This window comes from Halogeometricum pallidum JCM 14848, from assembly GCF_000337095.1.
Lineage (GTDB): Archaea > Halobacteriota > Halobacteria > Halobacteriales > Haloferacaceae > Halogeometricum > Halogeometricum pallidum.
Map to the genome: position 1 here is coordinate 47,021 of NZ_AOIV01000024.1, position 16,810 is coordinate 63,830.

Below are 16,810 nucleotides of genomic sequence, written 5' to 3' on the forward strand. Positions count from 1 at the left end.
GCGTCCGCGCCGAACGGCCCGCGTGAACCAACAGACCGCGTGGTTGGTCCTCGTCTGCGCGGCGTTCTTCGAGACGGCGTGGGCCGTCGGGTTGGAGTACGCCGACGGCTTCTCGGACCTCCGCGCGACGGTGTTCGTCGCCGTCGCTCTCGTCGTGAGCATGGCCGGTCTCGCGAAGGCCGTCGAAGTGCTGCCGGTCGGCACCGCCTACGCCGTGTGGACCGGCATCGGCGCGGTGGGTACCGTCCTCGTCGGTATCGCCCTCTTCGACGAGTCCACCTCGCCGGTCCGACTCGCCTGCCTCGCCGTCATCGTCGCGGGCGTCGCCGGACTTCGTCTGGCGGGTTGAACCGTTCTTCTACTCCAGATAACCGAGGTCGCGGAGGCGTTCCTGCGTCTCGTCGTCCATCTCCTCGACGGAATCGTCCGACACGTCGGCGTCGAGGGCGTCCGTCCACGCGCCGCCGACGTTCGACTCGAACTCCGAGAGCGCGGATTCGGTCTCCGTCACCGCCTCGTCGTCGCTCTCGGCGAGGTTCTCCGTCTCGCCGGGGTCCTCGTCCAGTCGGTAGGCCTCGTCGGGGATGCGGTCGATGCGGACGTACTTCGCGTCGGTGCGCCGCGCCGCGCGCATCCGCGAGTAGAACCGCGAATCCTCCGGGAGCGTGATACCCGCGTCGGAGGCCTTCTCCTCCAACTGCTTGAGTTCGACCACGGGCCGGGAGTACTCCACGAAGGCGTACTCGCCGTCGCGGATCCGTCCGGGGTCGTCGTTGGTCGTCTCCCCCTCCGCGAACTCGCGGTAGGACTGCGAGAGCAGCGACCGGGTGCGGTCGAGGGCGACGGCGTCGTCGCCCGGCGAGGCGGGCGTGCCGCCCTCGACGTCGAGGGCGTCGAGAACGGTGTGATAGAGGTCGACCAGTTCGATCTGGTCCTCGCGGCGTTCTTCCTCCAGGGCGGGGTGTTTCACCATCAGGGGGACGTTCACGAGGGGGTCGTACAGGCAGAACTCGTGGCCGTACAGGTCGTGTTCGCCGTGGAGTTCGCCGTGGTCGGCGCAGACGACGACCATCGTGTCGTCCCAGCGTCCGGTCTCCTTCAGCCAGTCGAACAGGCGGCCGAGTTGGTCGTCGATGTGGGCGATCTCGGCGTCGTAGAGGCCGCGGATGGCCTCCCACTCGTCGTCGCCGATGTCGCGCGCGCCCGCGTTGTACTCCTTGGAGTTCTGGCACACCTCCGTGGAGTCGACGCCGGGGGCGAACCGCTCGGCGAACTCCTCGGGCGGGTGGTACGGCAGGTGCGCGTCCATGAGATTGATGAACGCGAATGACTCCTCGGAGGAGTCGATGAACTCCTTCGTCTGGTCGATGACGGCGGGCGTCTTCGAGTCGGCGCCGCCGCCGCCGGCGAAGTACTCGTGGGCGGTGTTGCCGAGGCTGACGAGTTTGTCCGCGACGGCGCGGAGGGCCTCGTTGTCGTTCATCGTCTTCCAGGCCTTCGCCAGCGGTCCGGAGAGGAACTCGCCGGGCATCACCTCGAAGAAGTTGTCCTGGCTGTCGAAGCCGTCTGTCAGGTGGGTGTACGGCGTTATCCACGCGTTCGAGGAGTAGCAGGCGGTGTCGTATCCCGCTGCGGACAGCGTCTCCGCGAGCGTCGTCGCGCCCTCCAAGTAGGGGTTCTCCTGGTCGGCGCCGTGGTGTGAGGGGTACATCCCGGTGAACAGCGACGCGTGGACGGGGAGTGTCCACGGTGCCGGGGCGACCGCCTGCTCGAAGACGGTCGCTTCCTCGGCGAACGCTTCGAGGTTCGGCGTCGTCTGTCGGCCGTAGCCGTACGGCGTGAGACGGTCCTTCCGCACCGTGTCCATCACGACGAAGAGAACGTTATCGGGTGTCTCGGTGCTCATACTCGCCTCTCGACGGGCGGGGACGAAAGAGTCACGGGTTTACATTCGCCGCACGAGACGGCGAGAAAACGGCTGTCGCCCGATTAGAAGGGGGCTTGCGGGCCTTCGTCGCTCCCGCCGTCGTCGGAACTCGACTCGCCGGGGAACGAGGGGGACATGCCGCCGTCGTGGCCGCCGTCGCCGCCCATCCCGGTGTCGGCGTTGACCTTCTCGATTTCGGGAATCTCTTTGACCATCCGGCTCTTGATGGCCTGAATCGTCATCGGGGAGATACCGCACCCCGAGCAGGCGCCGCCGAGCATGATGGTGACCTCGCCGGTCTCGCGGTCGAGGTGCTGGATGGCGGCCGATCCGCCGTGCATCTGGATCTGCGGGAAGTTGCGCCGCAGGAAGTTGGTCACGCGTTCTTTCAGGTCCTCGTCGGCGTTGGTCGCGTCCGTGCTCATGTCTCGCGATTCGGGACGGACCGGCTTAGGCCTTTGGTTCCCCGCGGTCCACTCACCCGCTCAGACCGAACACACGGCGGTGTTCGGCCCTCAACTCCTCGACGTAGTGCTCCAGCACGGCGTCCAGTTTCTCGTCGTCGACGACGACGCCCGTCAGTCGTTCCTCGGGGTTCTCGGGGAGTCGAATGTGGAACTCGCCGTCCTCGTAGACCGGTTCAGACTCGTTCAGAATCTGCTGGTCGATGGCGTGGATGAGGTTTGAGTCGTACTCGTCGTTCATCGTGCTGAAGGCGTTCTTGTAGGCGCGCTGGAGTTCCGGAAAGTAGTGGACGTACTTATCCTCGAACTTCTCGGGGTCGAACTCGGTCATACTCGTCTGTTCCCGTTCGAGAAGAAAAGTCGGACGGTCGGCGGCGCGGCCGTCGTCCTCGCCTCCGTCTATTCTTATTTCGTATCGCGCTATCCGATTTATCGTCCGCTCTATCCGCCGACCGCATATTCCGACGAATCAACATCTGACCGGGGTGAGAGCGTCGTCCGTAGCGTTTCTCTCTCGGTGAGTAAGTCGTCCCCGTCGCATCTCCTCCGTCACAGTGAGTCGATACTCTCGGCACGGCGATTCTCCGTCGGTTTCGCTTGCCCGCCGCTATCTTCCAAGCCCACGTGTTCGCGGACGCCTGACTCCCGCGCGTCAATCGTGGCGTCGAAAACGCCGGGACGGCCCGTGCGTTCGGTCGCGAAGCGACGTGGACGCCGTCCGATCCCACTGAATCCCAAGCGTCGTGCTCCTCGCAACATTTTCCCGTCGACACCGACCGGAACGACAAATGGCTCATCGTCCGTCGCTCCGGCCTCCGCTCCCGACTTCGACTCGGACTGTCCGGTTCCCGTCATCTGTCTCGGTTCTGACTCCACGTCTCGGACGAGAGTGCCTTCTCGACGCCTCTTCTCGATGATCCCGGGTTCCGCCTCTTCGCCACCGCCACGGAGTAGTAAATCACATAATGCTATACAAAATGTGGGTGACGCCCATCACAGACGGACGGAGCCCTCGCTAGCGAACCGAAATCGACCGTTCCGGAACACCGCAGAATCAGGGAATCGAAGACCCGCTCAGCGTCACCGACACCGAATCGACGAACGCGTCGTTGTGGTCGGAGGCGGCGAGGGTGGCCGTCTGGCCGACGGGAAAACGGGCGCCGCTCACGCTGGTCTGACCGGGGTCCACCGTGTCGCTCCAGACGCTGGAGCCCTTCGCGTCGATGATGGCCACCTTTCGGACGTTCTGCTGCGTCGTCGCGGTGTCGGTGAGCGTCACCTTCACGACGGCTTTGTTCGCCGTCCAGGACTCCGACAGCGAGAGGGAGTCGAATACCTCCGACTCGTCGACGCCGTCGGCACTCAGCGAGAGACCTGTCGTCACGCAGCCGCCGAGCGCGGCGACGCCGACGGCCGAGAGGCCGGCGAGCAGCCGCCTGCGCGTATGCGAGGAACCTTCCATAGCTGTGAACACGGTCGACCGACCGTACCGACAGTCCACCCGCGGCGTGCTTAGGCGGTTCGGCCGTCGCTACCCCAACTGCTCGCCGACGATGCGGTCGGCTTCCCGGAGGAACGCCTCGCGCGTACCCGCTGGGATAGTCGCGCCGGCGGCGACGTCGTGCCCGCCGCCGCCGCCGCCGACGGCGCGCGACGCCTCCCGCATCACCGCCGAGAGGTCGAGTCCGTTCCGGACGAGGGCGTGCGTCCCCCGCGCGGACACCTTCACCTCCTCGGTCGACTTCTCGGCGAACGCGAGGATGGGCACGTCGCCGCGAATACCCGCCGCGCCGACGGCCATCCCGGCGACGATGCCGACGATGGTCTCGCGGATGCGTGTCCCGGCGTCGAACCACTGGACGTGCTCTTCGACGGTGACGCCCTCGTTTTTCACCCACTGGAGCCCCTCCGAGAGGTTCCGTCGGTGGTTCCTCAGGAGCTTCCGCGCCCGTTCGAGGGCCTCGCCCCTGTCGCCGAGACAGACCGCCAGTCCCACGTCCGCGCGTTCGTACCGCGCGGTGGCGTTCAGCAGCGTGGAGAACTCGCTCACGTCGCGGAGTTCGGTGCCCTCCTCCTCGTCCAAGAGCGAGTACGTCGTCCCGACCAGTTCGTCGATGCGCTTTGCGGGCACGCCCGAGGCGATGGCGCGGCGCATCAGCGCGCTTACCACCGTCTTTCGCTCGGCCATCGAGAGGTCGACCCACCGACGCCACTCGCCGTCGGCCTTCAGTTCGAGGTCGAGGTCGGAGAGAAAATCGATGGCGCCGTTCTGATTATTCGAGATGCCGGGGATGCGCACGTCGCTCGCGTATTCCAGGAACTTCGGGAGCGGGCGCGTCTGCCGGCCGTAGATAGCGAGGTCCGTCGCCTCCTCGAGGACGCCCGCCGCCACGCCGTCGGCGACGATACCGGCGTTCGCGCCGTGCAACCCCCCCTGCGAGTTCTGCATGTCGCCGACGGCGCCGACGACGGCGAGGGCGGCCAAGTCCCGGTTCGCGCCCGGTTCGGACTCCAGCGCCCGCGCGAGGACGTAACTCGCGCCCGCGCCGGACAGTTCCGAGGCGCCGTTGATGCCGAATCGGAGCGGGTTGAGGTGGAACTCGGTGTCGGCGTCGGCCGGTTGGTGGTGGTCCGCGACGACCGGCGTGAACTCGCCCGCCGTCTCGTGCTCGGAAATGAGGTCCAACTGCCCGCTGCCGAAGTCGGTGAACAGGACGGTGTCGTAGTCGGCGGCGGCGATTCGCGCTATCTCCGCTTCGTCCAGTTGCTTCGAGAAGACGGTCTCGAAGGGGATTTCGGCCCGTTCGAGCGCCGAGGCGGCGACGGCGGCGCTGGTCAGACCGTCGGCGTCGATGTGGGAGGCTAAAAGCACCTCGTCGGCCGCGCGCAACCGCGCCGCGCAGTCGGCGGCGTGGTCGCTCATCTCCGGCACCGGTCCCTCAGACTCGGTCACGCCGTCCGCGCTCATACCCGGGAGTTTTCGCGTTCTCGGGTTTAAACCTGCGTTCCGTCGGTTCCGCCGGACGGGTTGTAGAGTCGTAGCGATCCGACTGTCTGGTGGGGACGACGCTACGTATCGAGCGTCTCGGCGGAGCGAACGACGAGCACGGGGCCGACGGACGCCGACGCCACCCGGTCGGACTCCTCGCCGAAGACGAGCGACCTGAACGACGGCGCTTTTTCCCCCATGATAACCGCGTCGTGACCCGGGACCTCGTCGATCAACGCCTCGAACGGGGAGTCGCTGGCTACGACCGTCGTCTGCACGCTGATGCCGTCGCGACGGAGTCGCTCTGCCGCCGATTCGAGTCGCTGCGTGGTCGCCTCCTCTTCGGTGACGAGAAACAGCGTCACGCCGATGTCGCGGTCGCCGACGAGTTCCGCCACGAACGACAGTATGCGTTCGACGGCGACGTCGCCCGACAGCGACACCAGAACCCGTTCGACGTCGCCGGTCGGCCCCGAAATCGCGAGGGCGTTCGCGCCGATTTCGTCGGCGACCCGCTCGACGGTCTGTTCTCGGTCGTGCGTGAACACGAGCCGGGAGTCGGCGGCGCCGCCGGCGGTCCGGAACTCGTCGGTCAGATCTTCGAGCGCGTCCGTGGCGTGGTCCTCGTACTGGAGTCTGGCCTGATCGGGCGGCGTCTGCTCGGGTAGCACGTGATATCCGAGCACGGTTACGTCGACGGTCCCGAGCAGGTTCATCAACCCGGGCGAGACTGTCCCTCCTTCGAGAATCGCGACGGGAACGAGTACGTGTGTCATCAGAGGACCCCTCTAAGTTTCACGTCCCGGGCGTAATAGAGGTACCACCCGGCGGTCGCGAGGATGACGACCGCGCCGACGGCGATCGAACGGGGGTCCATGAACGCGATGAGCCCGAAACTCGAGACTGCGCCCACGACGGGAATCGCCGGCCCGCCCGGGACGCGGAACGCCGGATCGTACCACTCGGGTTCGTCCCGACGGATCGCCACCAGCGCAACGCAGATCAGCCCGTACATGATCAAGTGGAGAAACGAAGCCACCTCCGCGAGCAACTGGACCTCTCGGGTCGCCGCCAGAACGATAATCGGACCGCCCGCCATCCCCAGCGCCACGTGCGGCGTCCCGTACCGCAGGTTGATTCGGCTGGCCCACCGCGGCAGGAGCGCGTCCTTCGAGACGCCGTAAATGGCACGGGAGGTGCTGAGAATCGACGCGTTCGCAGAGGACATCGTCGCGAGCAGGCCGCCGCCGACGATGACGAACGCGCCGCCGACGCCCAGCAGTTCGCGGCCGATTTCGACCATCGCCGTCTCGCCGAACTGGCCGAGTTGGTTTCGGTCGAAGACGCTCGTCGCGACGAAAATCGTCAACACGTACATGACCGTGACGATAACGACGGAGCCGATCATCGCCACGGGGAGGTTTCGACCGGGGCGTTTCATCTCGCCGGCGACGGTCGCGACCTGCGCGAAGCCGAGATAGGAGGTGAAGACGAGCGCGGCCGTCGAGAGGATAGGGAGCGCCGCCCACTGGTCGGCCTCGGTCCCGCCCGACGGTTTGGTACCGATGACGCCGAGCACGTCGAACATCCCGAACGCCAAGAACGCCACGAGCATCGACAGCAGCAGCGCGACGATACCGTTCTGGAGTTTCGCGGCGTTCTCCGTCCCGGTGACGTTCAGCACGGTGAACCCGATACCGAACAGCACGGCGAGCGCGGAGACGATGACGCCCGGAGACGCGCCGACGCTGACCCCGACCAAGGCAAGCGCGTCCAGCGCGTAAAAACCCAGTCCGACTAAGTAGAAGGCCGTCGCGAACACGAGGCCGAGCCACAGGGAGAGTCCGACGACAGTTCCGGCGAGCGTCCCGAGGCCGCGGGAGATGAAGTAGTAGCCGCCGCCGCTCTTCGGCATCGCGGTGGCCAACTCGGAGGTGGGTAACGCGACGAGCAGCGCCACGACGCCGCTGACCGCGAAGGACACCGTCGCGGCCGTTCCGACTTCGGCGCCCGCGAGCCCCGGGAAGACGAAGATGCCCGCCCCGATCATCGTCCCGATGCCGATAGCGAGGCCGCCGATAAGGCCGAGCGTCCGTTCGAGTTCGGCGTCGTCGGTGACGGTCGCCTCGTCGGTCTCGACGACCGTCTCGACGACCGGCGCGTCCCCCTCGATGTTGGTCCCGGTCGGCTGGTCGCTCATACGGACAATTTTTCCACGGCTGAACAGTTAACGATATGGGGCGTGAACCACCGCCGAAAAGTCGGCGGGCGCGTACCGCGGATTCGACCGGTTCCAGAAATAGCTCACACCCGCCGCCTGACGACGAACAGGAGCGTCGCGCCCACGAGTGCCAGGGCGGTCACGAACGCCCACGCCGCGTCGTAGCCCCACGTCGACTCGACGATGAGGCCGAACGCCGGCGGCGCGAGCAGTCCGCCCGTGTTCAGCCCCGTCTGTCCGCCCGCCGTCGCCGCGCCGATGTCGTCGTCGTCGACCACGTTGCTCAGACAAGAGTAGAACACGCCCGTCGAGCCGTGGATGGTGACGCCGAGACCGACGAACACCGCCGCGGTGACGAAGAGGGAGCCGCCGCCGTTCACGAGGACGGCGAACAGTCCGGCGCCCGCGGCCAGTTGCGCGAGGGCGACGGTGGCGGCGCCGCGCGCGCCGCCGAGTCTGTCCGCGAGCGTCCCCGCGCCGATGCGGCCGACGCTCCCCGTCACCTGCGTCGCCGCGAGCACCGCGCCCGCGACGGCGGCGCCGGTGCCCACCACGTCCTGCACGTAGAGGACGGTGTACCCGAGCATCGAGAAGATTGATGCGCCGAGAAAGAAGCCCGCGGCGACCAGCGCCACGTAGGCGCGGTTCGACGCGAGGCCGCCCATCTCGGGCCACGTCACCTCGCCGGTTCCTCCCTTTCCGCGGTAGACGACGGCGAAGCCGGCGGCGTAGACGCCCGCGAGGACGGCGACGGCCCAGAAACCCACCTGCCACGCCGCCACCGCCGCGATACCCGTGATGAGAAGCGAGGAGACGCCGCTCCCGGCGGTGACGCCGACCTGTTTCAGCCCCATGGCGAGGTTCGCTCGGCCGGGCGGCGCGCCGGCGACGATGCCGCGGTTCGTCCCCGGCATCGCCGTCGAGTACGCCGCGCCGAGAAGCGCGCCCGCGAGGAGCAACAGCGCGTACGTCGGCGCGAGCGTCACGCCCACCGCGGCGACGCCGAGGGCGACGAGTCCGGCCGTCATCACCCGCTTCTCGCCGTAACCGTCGACGGCCGCGCCGCTCGGAAACAGCGACACCGTGTAGCCGAGGAGCGCGGCGGTGAGAAAGAGCCCCACCCGCGACTCCGAGACGCCGAACGTCTCGCGGACGAACCCCGTCGCGGCGAAGATGCTGTAGTAACAGAGGCTGGCGGCCGTCTGCCAGCCGGCGACGACGGCGACGCTGCGCCACGACCCGCCGGATTCGGTTTCCGTCGACTCGCTCACCGATATCCGCTCCGGGCCGTCCCGGCGGTGGTCCGGGTCACTCGCGGTACGTCGGCGCCGCCGCTTCCACCACGGCGCACGCCAGTTCCTCGAAGTCGGCGTTCTCGGGGACCACGTCGACCTCGATACCGTGCGACTCCGCCGTCTCGCGCGTCGGCGGGCCGATGACGCCGACGACGGCGCCGTTCAGGCCCTCGATGGCTTCTTCGCGCACGCCTCGCTCTTCGGCCGCGGCGAGGAAGTTCTCTACGGTCAACGAAGAACTGAAACAGACACCTTCGAGCTCTCCGCCCGCGGCCATCACCGTCGACTGCCCGGCGCCCTCGGGACTGACGAGGCGGTACAGCACGGTCTCGTGTACCTCGGCGCCGGCCTCCCGCAGACCGTCCAAGAGCACGTCGCTGCCGTGGTCGCTCCGGGCGACTTCCACCGCCGCGCCCGTCACCTCCTCCCGGAGGCGTTCGACCAGTCCCGCGGAGGTGTACTCCTCGGGAACGATATCGACGGTCCAACCCGCCTCGCGGGCGCTCCCGGCCGTCGACGGCCCGATGCAGACCAGCGTCGCGTCGCCGGGCGACCACCCCGCCTCGGCGAGGAGTTCCACGCCCGTCTTGCTCGTCAGGACGGCGTAGTCGCCCGTTTCGGGCGTCGCGCCCGTCGGTTCGACGGCGAGCATCGGGTCCGGAATCGGCGTCGCGCCGAGGGAATCGAGCAGTTCCACGGCGTCGCGCATCCGGTCGTCGTCCGGGCGGAAGACGGCCACGCGGACCTGCCGGCTCACTCGTCGACCTCCCCCGAGTCGGGGTCGTCGGACTCCGCGTCCGCCGTTGCGTTCGCCTCGACCTCGCCGGTTCGGTTCCCCAGGAACTCCGCCACTCGCTCGCGCGTCCCGGCAACGTCGCCGACGACCGTGATGGCGGGCGGTTCTATCTCCGACTCGTCGCGCACGGCGACGATGTTCTCTAGGGTTCCAGTGGCGACGCGCATCTCGGGTCGCGTCGCTCGCTCGACGAGGGCGACGGGCGTTTCGGGTTCCATCCCGGCGTCGAGGAGGGCCCCCGTGTAGTCGGGGAGGCCGCCGACGCCCATCAGGACGACGATGGTTCCCCCGGTGGCCGCCAGCGCGTCCCAGTCGATGGCCGACTCCTCTTTCGTCGGGTCCTCGTGGCCCGTGACGAACGAGACGGAGGAGGCGTGGTCGCGGTGCGTCACGGGAATGCCGGCGACGCTCGGTCCGGCGATGGCAGAGGTGATGCCGGGCACCACCTCGAACGGGATTTCCTCCGCGGCCAGATGCTCCATCTCCTCGCCGCCGCGGCCGAACACGAACGGGTCGCCGCCCTTCAGGCGTACGACGGTCTTGCCCTCGCGGGCGAGTTCGACCATCCGGCGGTTCGTGTACTCCTGCGGCGTCCACTCGCCGCCCGCGCGCTTGCCCACGTCCTCGCGCTTTCCCTCGGGAATCGCCCCGAGTATCTCCGGGCCCGGGAGTTTGTCGTGCAGCACCACGTCGGCGGTTTCGAGCAGTCGCTTGGCCTTCACGGTCAAAAGTTCCGGGTCTCCCGGACCGCTGCCGACGAGATAGACGCGCCCGACCATCTCAGGCCCCGTCAGCGCCGGCCGTCTCCCCGGCGTCGCCGTCGACGTCGTCGAGTTCGCTCCGGGTGTCGTCGGTCTCCTCGCGCGCGCCGCCCCCGACGTCGTCGGCGTCCGCCTCCTCGCGCGCGGCGGCGATGAGGTCGTCCGCCCCGCGGGCGGCGAGGTCGGCGGCGAACTCCGCGGCCGCGTTCGCGTGGTCCCCCACCGGCAGGTCGCTGTTCGCCCGCACCTCCTCCTCGCCGTCCTCCGAGAGGACGCGCGCGGTGACGTGGACGTACTCGCCCTGCAGTTTCGCGTGGACGCCGATGGGCGCGATGCACCCGCCGCCGAGTTCCGCGAGCACGGTCCGCTCGACGGTCGTCGTCACGCGCGTCCGCGGGTCGTCGATGGCGTCGCGTATCTGGTCGAGGTCCTCGTGGTCGCGCCGGGCCGTGACGGCGATGGCGCCCTGACCGGGCGAGGGGACGAACTCGCTCGTCGGGAGCCGCTGGTAGTCGACGCGGTGGAGCAGCCCCGACCGCTGGAGGCCGGCCTCCGCGAGGACGATGGCGTCGTACTCGGTCTCTACGTCGCGTTCCAGCGCGCGGCGCTCTATCTCGTCTAAGCCGTTGAACCACTCGTCGATGGAGCGGTCGAACTCCGTCTCGTACTCCTCGCCGGACGCCTTCGCCTCGGCGGCGTTGCCCTTCTTCTCCCTGTCGTCGTCGACGCGGGCCTCGTGTTCGCGCTGGAGCGTCGGCGCGAGCAGTTTCTCGACGCGCGTGTCGACGTTGCCGCGGAGGGGTTCGACCTCCAGGTCAGGGCGGGCGGCGAGTATCTGCGCCTTCCGTCGGAGCGAGGAGGTGCCGACGACGGACCCGGCGGGCAGGTCCTCTAACTCCGTGCCGTCGACCGTGAGGAGCAGGTCGCCGGCCGCGGCCCGTCCGGGGACGCCGGCGACGACGAGGTCCCTGGGCTGTTCGGTCGGCATGTCCTTCATCGAGTGCACGGCGGCGTCCAACTCGCCGTCGAGCACCTCCTCGTCGAGGGCGCGGACGAACGCACCGGTCTTGCCGAGTCGGTGGATGAGTTCGTCGCGTATCTGGTCGCCGCGCGTGTCCACCTCCACGAGTTCCACGTCGAACCGGTGGTCGGCGAGTGCGTCGCGCACACTCGCCGCCTGCCGGAGCGCGAGGTCTGAACCCCGTGTCGCCAATCGGAGCGTCCCGCGTTTCATATCTACTCGAACGTGGACGCTGGTGCGTGAAAAGCCCACCAGTTCGCGTCCGGAGGCGCGGGGCGATGGCGGACGCGAGAACCCGTCTCTCCGCCGAACGGTTGCGTCCCACCGGAGCCGCTAAGTGTCGCTCGACCGCCGAGTCCGGTCCCGACACTTCTTCGTCGCCGCATCCTCCGATCGCTCTCTGTGATCGGGTCGCTGGCACTCCCGACCGAACTGCCGTGGCGATGGCTGCTCAACGACGGAAAATTGGATGGCGACGACCCGGCGTAGCGATCCGACTCAGGGCGTGCCGACCGCCTCGTGCCGCCGGTAGAGGTAGTAGATGCCGAACGGGACGCTCACCGTGAACGCCGTCACGACGACGCCCGCGAGGGCGACCAATCCGTACAGCACGGGGTCGGGCGACCACGGCGAGGCGGGGTCGTCCGAGAGCGCCCGCGCGTCCACGTAGACGGCGACGGGGAACATCACCGAGAGGACGAGGCCGACGAGGGCGGCGAGGCCGCCGAAGACGACCATCGCCCCGGCCGTCAGCAGTCCGCCCGTGAGGAAGACGTCGAACAGGAAGCCGACGAAGAACAGGCCGCCGGCAACCACCGAAAGGACGAACAGCGGAATCGGCGCGGCGATCCAGTACCACCAGTTCGAGTCGACCGACGCGTACGGAAGCAGGTCGCCTATCGGGTCGTCGTAATCCCCGCCGGCGCCCGCGCCGGTGTTCCGTGTGGAGGGTGGGCCGTCCATACCGGAGAGAGGTGCCGGCGGCACAAAAGCGCTCCCGAGCGGAACGGGGGCGCTCGGCCGCCGAACCCGCAATATCCGTTCGGCGCGCCGGCGAGACGGTGCGAACAGACATTTCTACGCTCGCGCCGTATCCGTTCTCATGTCGCGCCTCGCCGAGGCGTTTCGTGTCGTACTCGCCGTCGCCAGAGGGATGCGCGAACACGAGGTCGAGTACCCGGCGGCGTCGCTGGCGTACTACGGGTTCATCTCGCTGTTCCCGCTTCTCGTGTTGGTGCTGGCGGTGCTGAGCCAACCGGCCGCCGAGGCGATTCGGACGGCGACGCCGTCGTTTCTCACCCCGAGCACGCGGCAGTTGGTATACGAGGCGATGGCCGACCAGACCGGACGGACCGGAGCCATCCTGTTGGCCGGCGTCGTCCTCCTGTGGAGCGGAACGCACCTCACCCTCGGCTTCCGTTCGGTCGTCGAACGCGCCGAGGGGGCGGTCGAGGGGTCGCTCTTGACGCTCCTCCGTGACGGCGTCTGCGTCGTCGGGTCGCTGGGGCTCGCGGTGGTGTCAATCGGCCTCGCCAGCGCCTTCTTCTCGACGTTTCTGGCGCCGTCGGGAATCGTGGGCGTGGGCCTGTTCGCCGTCCTCACCGTCCTGTTCCTCCCGCTGTACTACGTGCCGTCCAGACTCGTCACCTCCTTTCGGGCGGCGGTTCCGGGGGCGGTGCTCGCCGCCGCGGGGTGGGCCGCCCTGCTCGGCATCGTACACGTCTACTCGGTCAACGCGGACCAGTACGCCGTCTTTGGCGCCATCAGCGGCATCATCATCGTCCTGACGAGCGTCTACGTCGGGGCGATGCTCCTCCTCGTCGGCGTCGTCCTCAACGCGACGATCGCCTCGCGGCGCCGGAGCGCCGCCTGAAACCCGCCTCGCCTCCCTTCAGAGCACTTCTTTGTACGCCTCCAGCGTCTCCTCGATGTCCTCGTCGGTGTGCGCGTAGGAGACGAACTGCGACTCGAACTGATTCGCGGTGAGGAATATTCCTCGCTCCTTCATCTCCTGCCAGAAGATGCGTTCCCATCGCTCCGTCTCGGCGTCGGCGATGTCGGAGGCGTCCTTCGGGCAGTGCTCGTAGCGCGGGCAGTCGGGACGCTGCTCGCACCCGGCCTCGCAGGCGCCGTCGAGGTCCGGCGGCCCCCCGCGCGTGAATATCGTCTTGAACATCGAGTCCGTTCCGACGACGGTGTAGGAGGGCGCTTGGTCCTCGACGATGTCCGTGATTCCGCGCCGGAGTTTCTCTCCGAGGCGGTTCACGTGCTCGTACACGTCGTTCTCGGCGGCGAACTTCAGATACTCGTAGCCCGCGGCCATCGTCACCGGATGCCCCGAGAACGTCCCCGACTGGAAGACGGGCCCGGACGGCGAGAACTGCTCGAGTATCTCGGATTTCCCGCCGACGGCGCCGACGGGGAAGCCCCCGCCGATTATCTTCCCGAACGTCGTCACGTCCGGCGTGACGCCGAACTTTCCCTGCGCGCACTGGAGGCCGCCGACGCGGAACCCGGTGATGACTTCGTCGAATACCAACAGCGAGCCGTGCTCTTCGGTGACGTCGCGCAGGTGTTCGAGATAGCCGTCGACGGGCAGGACGATGCCGTTGTTGCCGAGGATGGGTTCGGTGAGGACGGCGGCGATGTCCTCGCCGTGCGCCTCGAACACCTGGTTTATCGTCTCGAAGTCGTTGAACGGCACCGGAATCGTCTGTTCGGCGAACGACTCGGGGATGCCGCTGGTGCTGGGGTGCACGTCGCCGGGTTCCCCCTCGACGAGCGTCGACTCCTGCGCGCCGTGGTAGCCGCCCTGCATGACGACGATCTTGTCGCGGCCGGTGTAGCCGCGGGCGAGGCGGACGGCCGAGACGGTGGCCTCGGTGCCGGAGTTGACGAAGCGTATCATCTCCACGGAGGGGACGTGCCGCGCGACGAACTCCGCGTGCTCGACTTCCACCTCCGTGGGCGCGCCGTACATCGGCCCCTCGGAGGCGTGCGACTGGACGGCCGAGCGGACGGGGTCCGGCATGTCGTGGCCGTACAGCAGGGGGCCGTACCCCATCGCGTAGTCGAGATAGCGGTTGCCGTCGGCGTCGACGACGTGCGCGCCGTCGCCGCGTTCGACGAAGAAGGGGTATGGTCGCGTCGCCCGCACCGAGGAGTTTACGCCGCCCGGAATGACCGACAGCGCCCGGTCGTACAGCGAACGGGACTCGTCGTGGTTCATGCGCGGGCGTTGGGTCGGTACCAAAAAGAACTACTGGGTTCGGCAGTCGACGGCGGACGCGGAGCGCAGCCTTCGTTCCCGAACCGACGCCACCCACCTCCCGGTTCGGTACCGAACTGTCGGGTCAATACCGCTCTATCGCCGTCAGATCTGTCAGTATCAATATTATAAACGGCTACTACGTCGTCGGGTGCGTTTTCGAACGCCTCATGGCAGACAATCAGGCGGACGAGACCGTGACGAGTCGACGAAACGTGCTGCGGTCGGTGGGGGCCGCGACGGTGGGCGGCGTCTCGGCGTCCCTCCTCGACGCCGACATCGTGCGAGGGGCGGAGACGGAGACGGTGCAGGAGGGAAGCGCCGACTGGTCGACCGACCCGGACGAGGGGGCCTTCCCCCTCGCGGTGGCCAGCGGCGGTCCGACGCAGTCGGGGGCCATCCTCTGGACGAAGCTCTCGGCCGACGCCCGCGCCGACTCCGAGGACGTGTACGTCCGCGTCGGCACGGACGAACCGTTCTCCGAGACGGTGTACGAGGGCCGCGTCGCCGCCGAGTCGGTGACGGCGGACCACGACCACGTCGTCAAGGTGGACCTCGACGGCGAACTCCCCGGCGACAGCCACCTGTACTATCAGTTCCACCACGCGGGCGCGAACAGTCAAATCGGTCGCTGCCGGACGCTCCCCGCGCCCGACGCCAGCCCCGAACGCGTCCGGTTGGCCGTCGTCACCTGCCAGTCCTATCAGAGCGGCTACTACCCCGCCTACCACCACATCGCCGAGGAGGAGGTGGACTACCTCGTCCACCTCGGCGACCAGATATACGAGTACGCCGGCGACTCCGAACTGGAGGGTCGCTCCGTCGAACTCCCCAGCGGACGCGACGTGGTGTGGGGCCTCGACGACTACCGCCACCTCTGGGACACCTACCGCGGCGACGAGTTCTTCCAGGAGGCGTTGGGTCGTCACACGATGATTCCGACGTGGGACGACCACGAGATAATCAACAACCGCTACTGGGACTACGAGAACGACAACCCCTGGACCGCGGACCACCCGAAGGCGGACGACCCCGAGTTCCTCACGCGATTGTTCGCCGAGGGGATTCAGGCGTGGTGGGAGTACAATCCCGCGCGCGTCGAGTACAATCCGGACGCCGAGTCGCTTCTGGACCAGTTCCACCTCTGGCACAGCGTGCGGTTCGGTGACCTGCTCGAACTCCCCGTCACCGACGAGCGACTGTTCAGTTCGCTCCCGCCGGGCGGCGACGCCGCCGGCCAGCGTCAGTGGGGCGTCCCTCCGAACGCGCCCGAGGCGGACGACGCCGACCGGACGCGACTCGGCTTCGAGCAGCGAAAGTGGCTGCTCGACACGCTCGAATCGACGGACGCGACGTGGAAGGCGTGGACGAACGAAGTCGCGCTGTCTCCGCTGTGGCTCGCGTTCGGCGACGACGACCAGTTCGGCCGCAACTACGACGCGTGGGACGGCTACCAGCACGAACGGAAGGAGATCCTCGGGCGACTGAACCACTTCGGCGTCGACAACTTCGTCGCGTTCACGGGCGACATGCACACCTCCCTCGTCTCGACGCTGCTGAACGACTGGGAGTCCGTCGAGAACCGCACGGCCGTCGTCTCCGACGAGGAGAAAGTCGGCGTCGAACTGATGACGCCCGCCATCTCCAGTAACTCCGGCACCTCCGACTTCTGGAAGGCGGGCGAACGCATCGCCGAGGAGTCCGAGTCCGATTCGCTCACGAACGAGCGGATGACCGAAGTCGTTCTCGAGGAGAACCCCCACGTGGAGTTCTTCGACGCGAAGTACAACGGTTACTCCGTCGCGGAGTTCACGTCCGAGCACTGCACGTGGACGACGTACGCCGTCGACGACTTGGTGGACGACGCCGACGCCGCCCGCGGGGTCCTCCGGAAGTACCGCGTCCCCGAGGGGTCGGTCGAACTGGAGGAACTGGAGGCGACCGACTCGCCCGAGGGGTTCGAGGAGAACTGATCGACCCGCTCCGCTCGAATTCCCGCGTTCTCCCTTTTCCCCGCGTCGCTCGACGCTTCTCGCGTTCGAGAACCGCCCAGTTCGTCACGCCGCGA

The 16,810-nt window shown here is 67.9% G+C and carries 16 protein-coding genes; 3 read left to right on the forward strand and 13 right to left on the reverse strand.

The genetic code is table 11. The features are described from left to right. The first annotated feature begins 22 nt into the window (after positions 1 to 22). On the forward strand, positions 23 to 349 hold the full coding sequence (locus C474_RS10245) for a DMT family transporter (protein WP_008386515.1): 327 nt from the start codon (positions 23 to 25) through the stop codon (positions 347 to 349). Positions 350 to 358: 9 nt separating this feature from the next. On the opposite strand, the gene C474_RS10250 is transcribed toward C474_RS10245, so the two are convergent. The 12 genes from C474_RS10250 to C474_RS10305 all read right to left on the reverse strand — a co-directional run bounded on the left by C474_RS10250 (position 359) and on the right by C474_RS10305 (position 12,437). Further along, on the reverse strand, positions 359 to 1,906 hold the full coding sequence (locus tag C474_RS10250) for a sulfatase (RefSeq protein WP_008386516.1): 1,548 nt from the start codon (positions 1,904 to 1,906) through the stop codon (positions 359 to 361). Between the two features lie 83 nt (positions 1,907 to 1,989). Beyond that, positions 1,990 to 2,352: a NifU family protein gene (locus C474_RS10255; protein WP_008386518.1), complete on the reverse strand. Its 363-nt coding sequence runs from the start codon at positions 2,350 to 2,352 to the stop codon at positions 1,990 to 1,992. Positions 2,353 to 2,404: 52 nt separating this feature from the next. Further along, on the reverse strand, positions 2,405 to 2,722 hold the full coding sequence (locus C474_RS10260) for a DUF5783 family protein (RefSeq protein WP_008386520.1): 318 nt from the start codon (positions 2,720 to 2,722) through the stop codon (positions 2,405 to 2,407). Between the two features lie 723 nt (positions 2,723 to 3,445). Further along, positions 3,446 to 3,853: a hypothetical protein gene (locus C474_RS10265; protein ID WP_008386521.1), complete on the reverse strand. Its 408-nt coding sequence runs from the start codon at positions 3,851 to 3,853 to the stop codon at positions 3,446 to 3,448. A 69-nt stretch (positions 3,854 to 3,922) separates the two neighbouring features. Continuing rightward, the gene (locus C474_RS10270) at positions 3,923 to 5,359 is read right to left on the reverse strand and encodes a DHHA1 domain-containing protein (RefSeq protein WP_008386522.1); all 1,437 of its coding nucleotides are present in this window, start codon (positions 5,357 to 5,359) and stop codon (positions 3,923 to 3,925) included. 101 nt (positions 5,360 to 5,460) lie between these two features. Beyond that, positions 5,461 to 6,156, reverse strand: coding sequence for a universal stress protein (locus C474_RS10275; protein WP_008386523.1), 696 nt, complete (start codon positions 6,154 to 6,156; stop codon positions 5,461 to 5,463). After that, positions 6,156 to 7,580 carry an APC family permease gene (locus tag C474_RS10280; RefSeq protein WP_008386530.1) on the reverse strand — a complete coding sequence of 475 codons (1,425 nt, stop codon included), beginning with the start codon at positions 7,578 to 7,580 and terminating at the stop codon, positions 6,156 to 6,158. Before C474_RS10280 ends, C474_RS10275 begins: the two co-directional genes overlap by 1 nt. Before the next feature lie 104 nt (positions 7,581 to 7,684). Continuing rightward, on the reverse strand, positions 7,685 to 8,872 hold the full coding sequence (locus tag C474_RS10285) for an MFS transporter (RefSeq protein ID WP_008386532.1): 1,188 nt from the start codon (positions 8,870 to 8,872) through the stop codon (positions 7,685 to 7,687). A gap of 37 nt (positions 8,873 to 8,909) precedes the next feature. Beyond that, the gene (locus C474_RS10290; protein WP_008386534.1) at positions 8,910 to 9,653 is read right to left on the reverse strand and encodes a uroporphyrinogen-III synthase; all 744 of its coding nucleotides are present in this window, start codon (positions 9,651 to 9,653) and stop codon (positions 8,910 to 8,912) included. Continuing rightward, positions 9,650 to 10,471 carry a uroporphyrinogen-III C-methyltransferase gene (gene cobA / locus C474_RS10295; RefSeq protein ID WP_008386537.1) on the reverse strand — a complete coding sequence of 274 codons (822 nt, stop codon included), beginning with the start codon at positions 10,469 to 10,471 and terminating at the stop codon, positions 9,650 to 9,652. Before cobA ends, C474_RS10290 begins: the two co-directional genes overlap by 4 nt. Before the next feature lies 1 nt (position 10,472). Next, a complete protein-coding gene (gene hemC / locus C474_RS10300) occupies positions 10,473 to 11,687 on the reverse strand; it encodes a hydroxymethylbilane synthase (protein ID WP_008386539.1) in 1,215 nt (404 codons plus the stop codon). 285 nt (positions 11,688 to 11,972) lie between these two features. Beyond that, a complete protein-coding gene (locus tag C474_RS10305; protein ID WP_008386541.1) occupies positions 11,973 to 12,437 on the reverse strand; it encodes a hypothetical protein in 465 nt (154 codons plus the stop codon). A gap of 139 nt (positions 12,438 to 12,576) precedes the next feature. Here C474_RS10305 and C474_RS10310 point away from each other — a divergent pair, with 139 nt between their 5' ends. Beyond that, positions 12,577 to 13,347, forward strand: a complete 771-nt coding sequence (locus tag C474_RS10310) for a YihY/virulence factor BrkB family protein (protein ID WP_008386544.1) — start codon at positions 12,577 to 12,579, stop codon at positions 13,345 to 13,347. Between the two features lie 18 nt (positions 13,348 to 13,365). Here C474_RS10310 and hemL read toward each other — a convergent pair whose 3' ends face one another. Then, positions 13,366 to 14,703 (reverse strand): glutamate-1-semialdehyde 2,1-aminomutase, encoded by a 1,338-nt coding sequence (gene hemL, locus C474_RS10315; RefSeq protein WP_008386545.1) that lies wholly within the window; start codon positions 14,701 to 14,703, stop codon positions 13,366 to 13,368. Between the two features lie 209 nt (positions 14,704 to 14,912). Between hemL and C474_RS10320 the strand changes: the two genes are divergently transcribed. Next, positions 14,913 to 16,715 carry an alkaline phosphatase D family protein gene (locus tag C474_RS10320; RefSeq protein WP_008386546.1) on the forward strand — a complete coding sequence of 601 codons (1,803 nt, stop codon included), beginning with the start codon at positions 14,913 to 14,915 and terminating at the stop codon, positions 16,713 to 16,715. Positions 16,716 to 16,810: the final 95 nt, after the last annotated feature.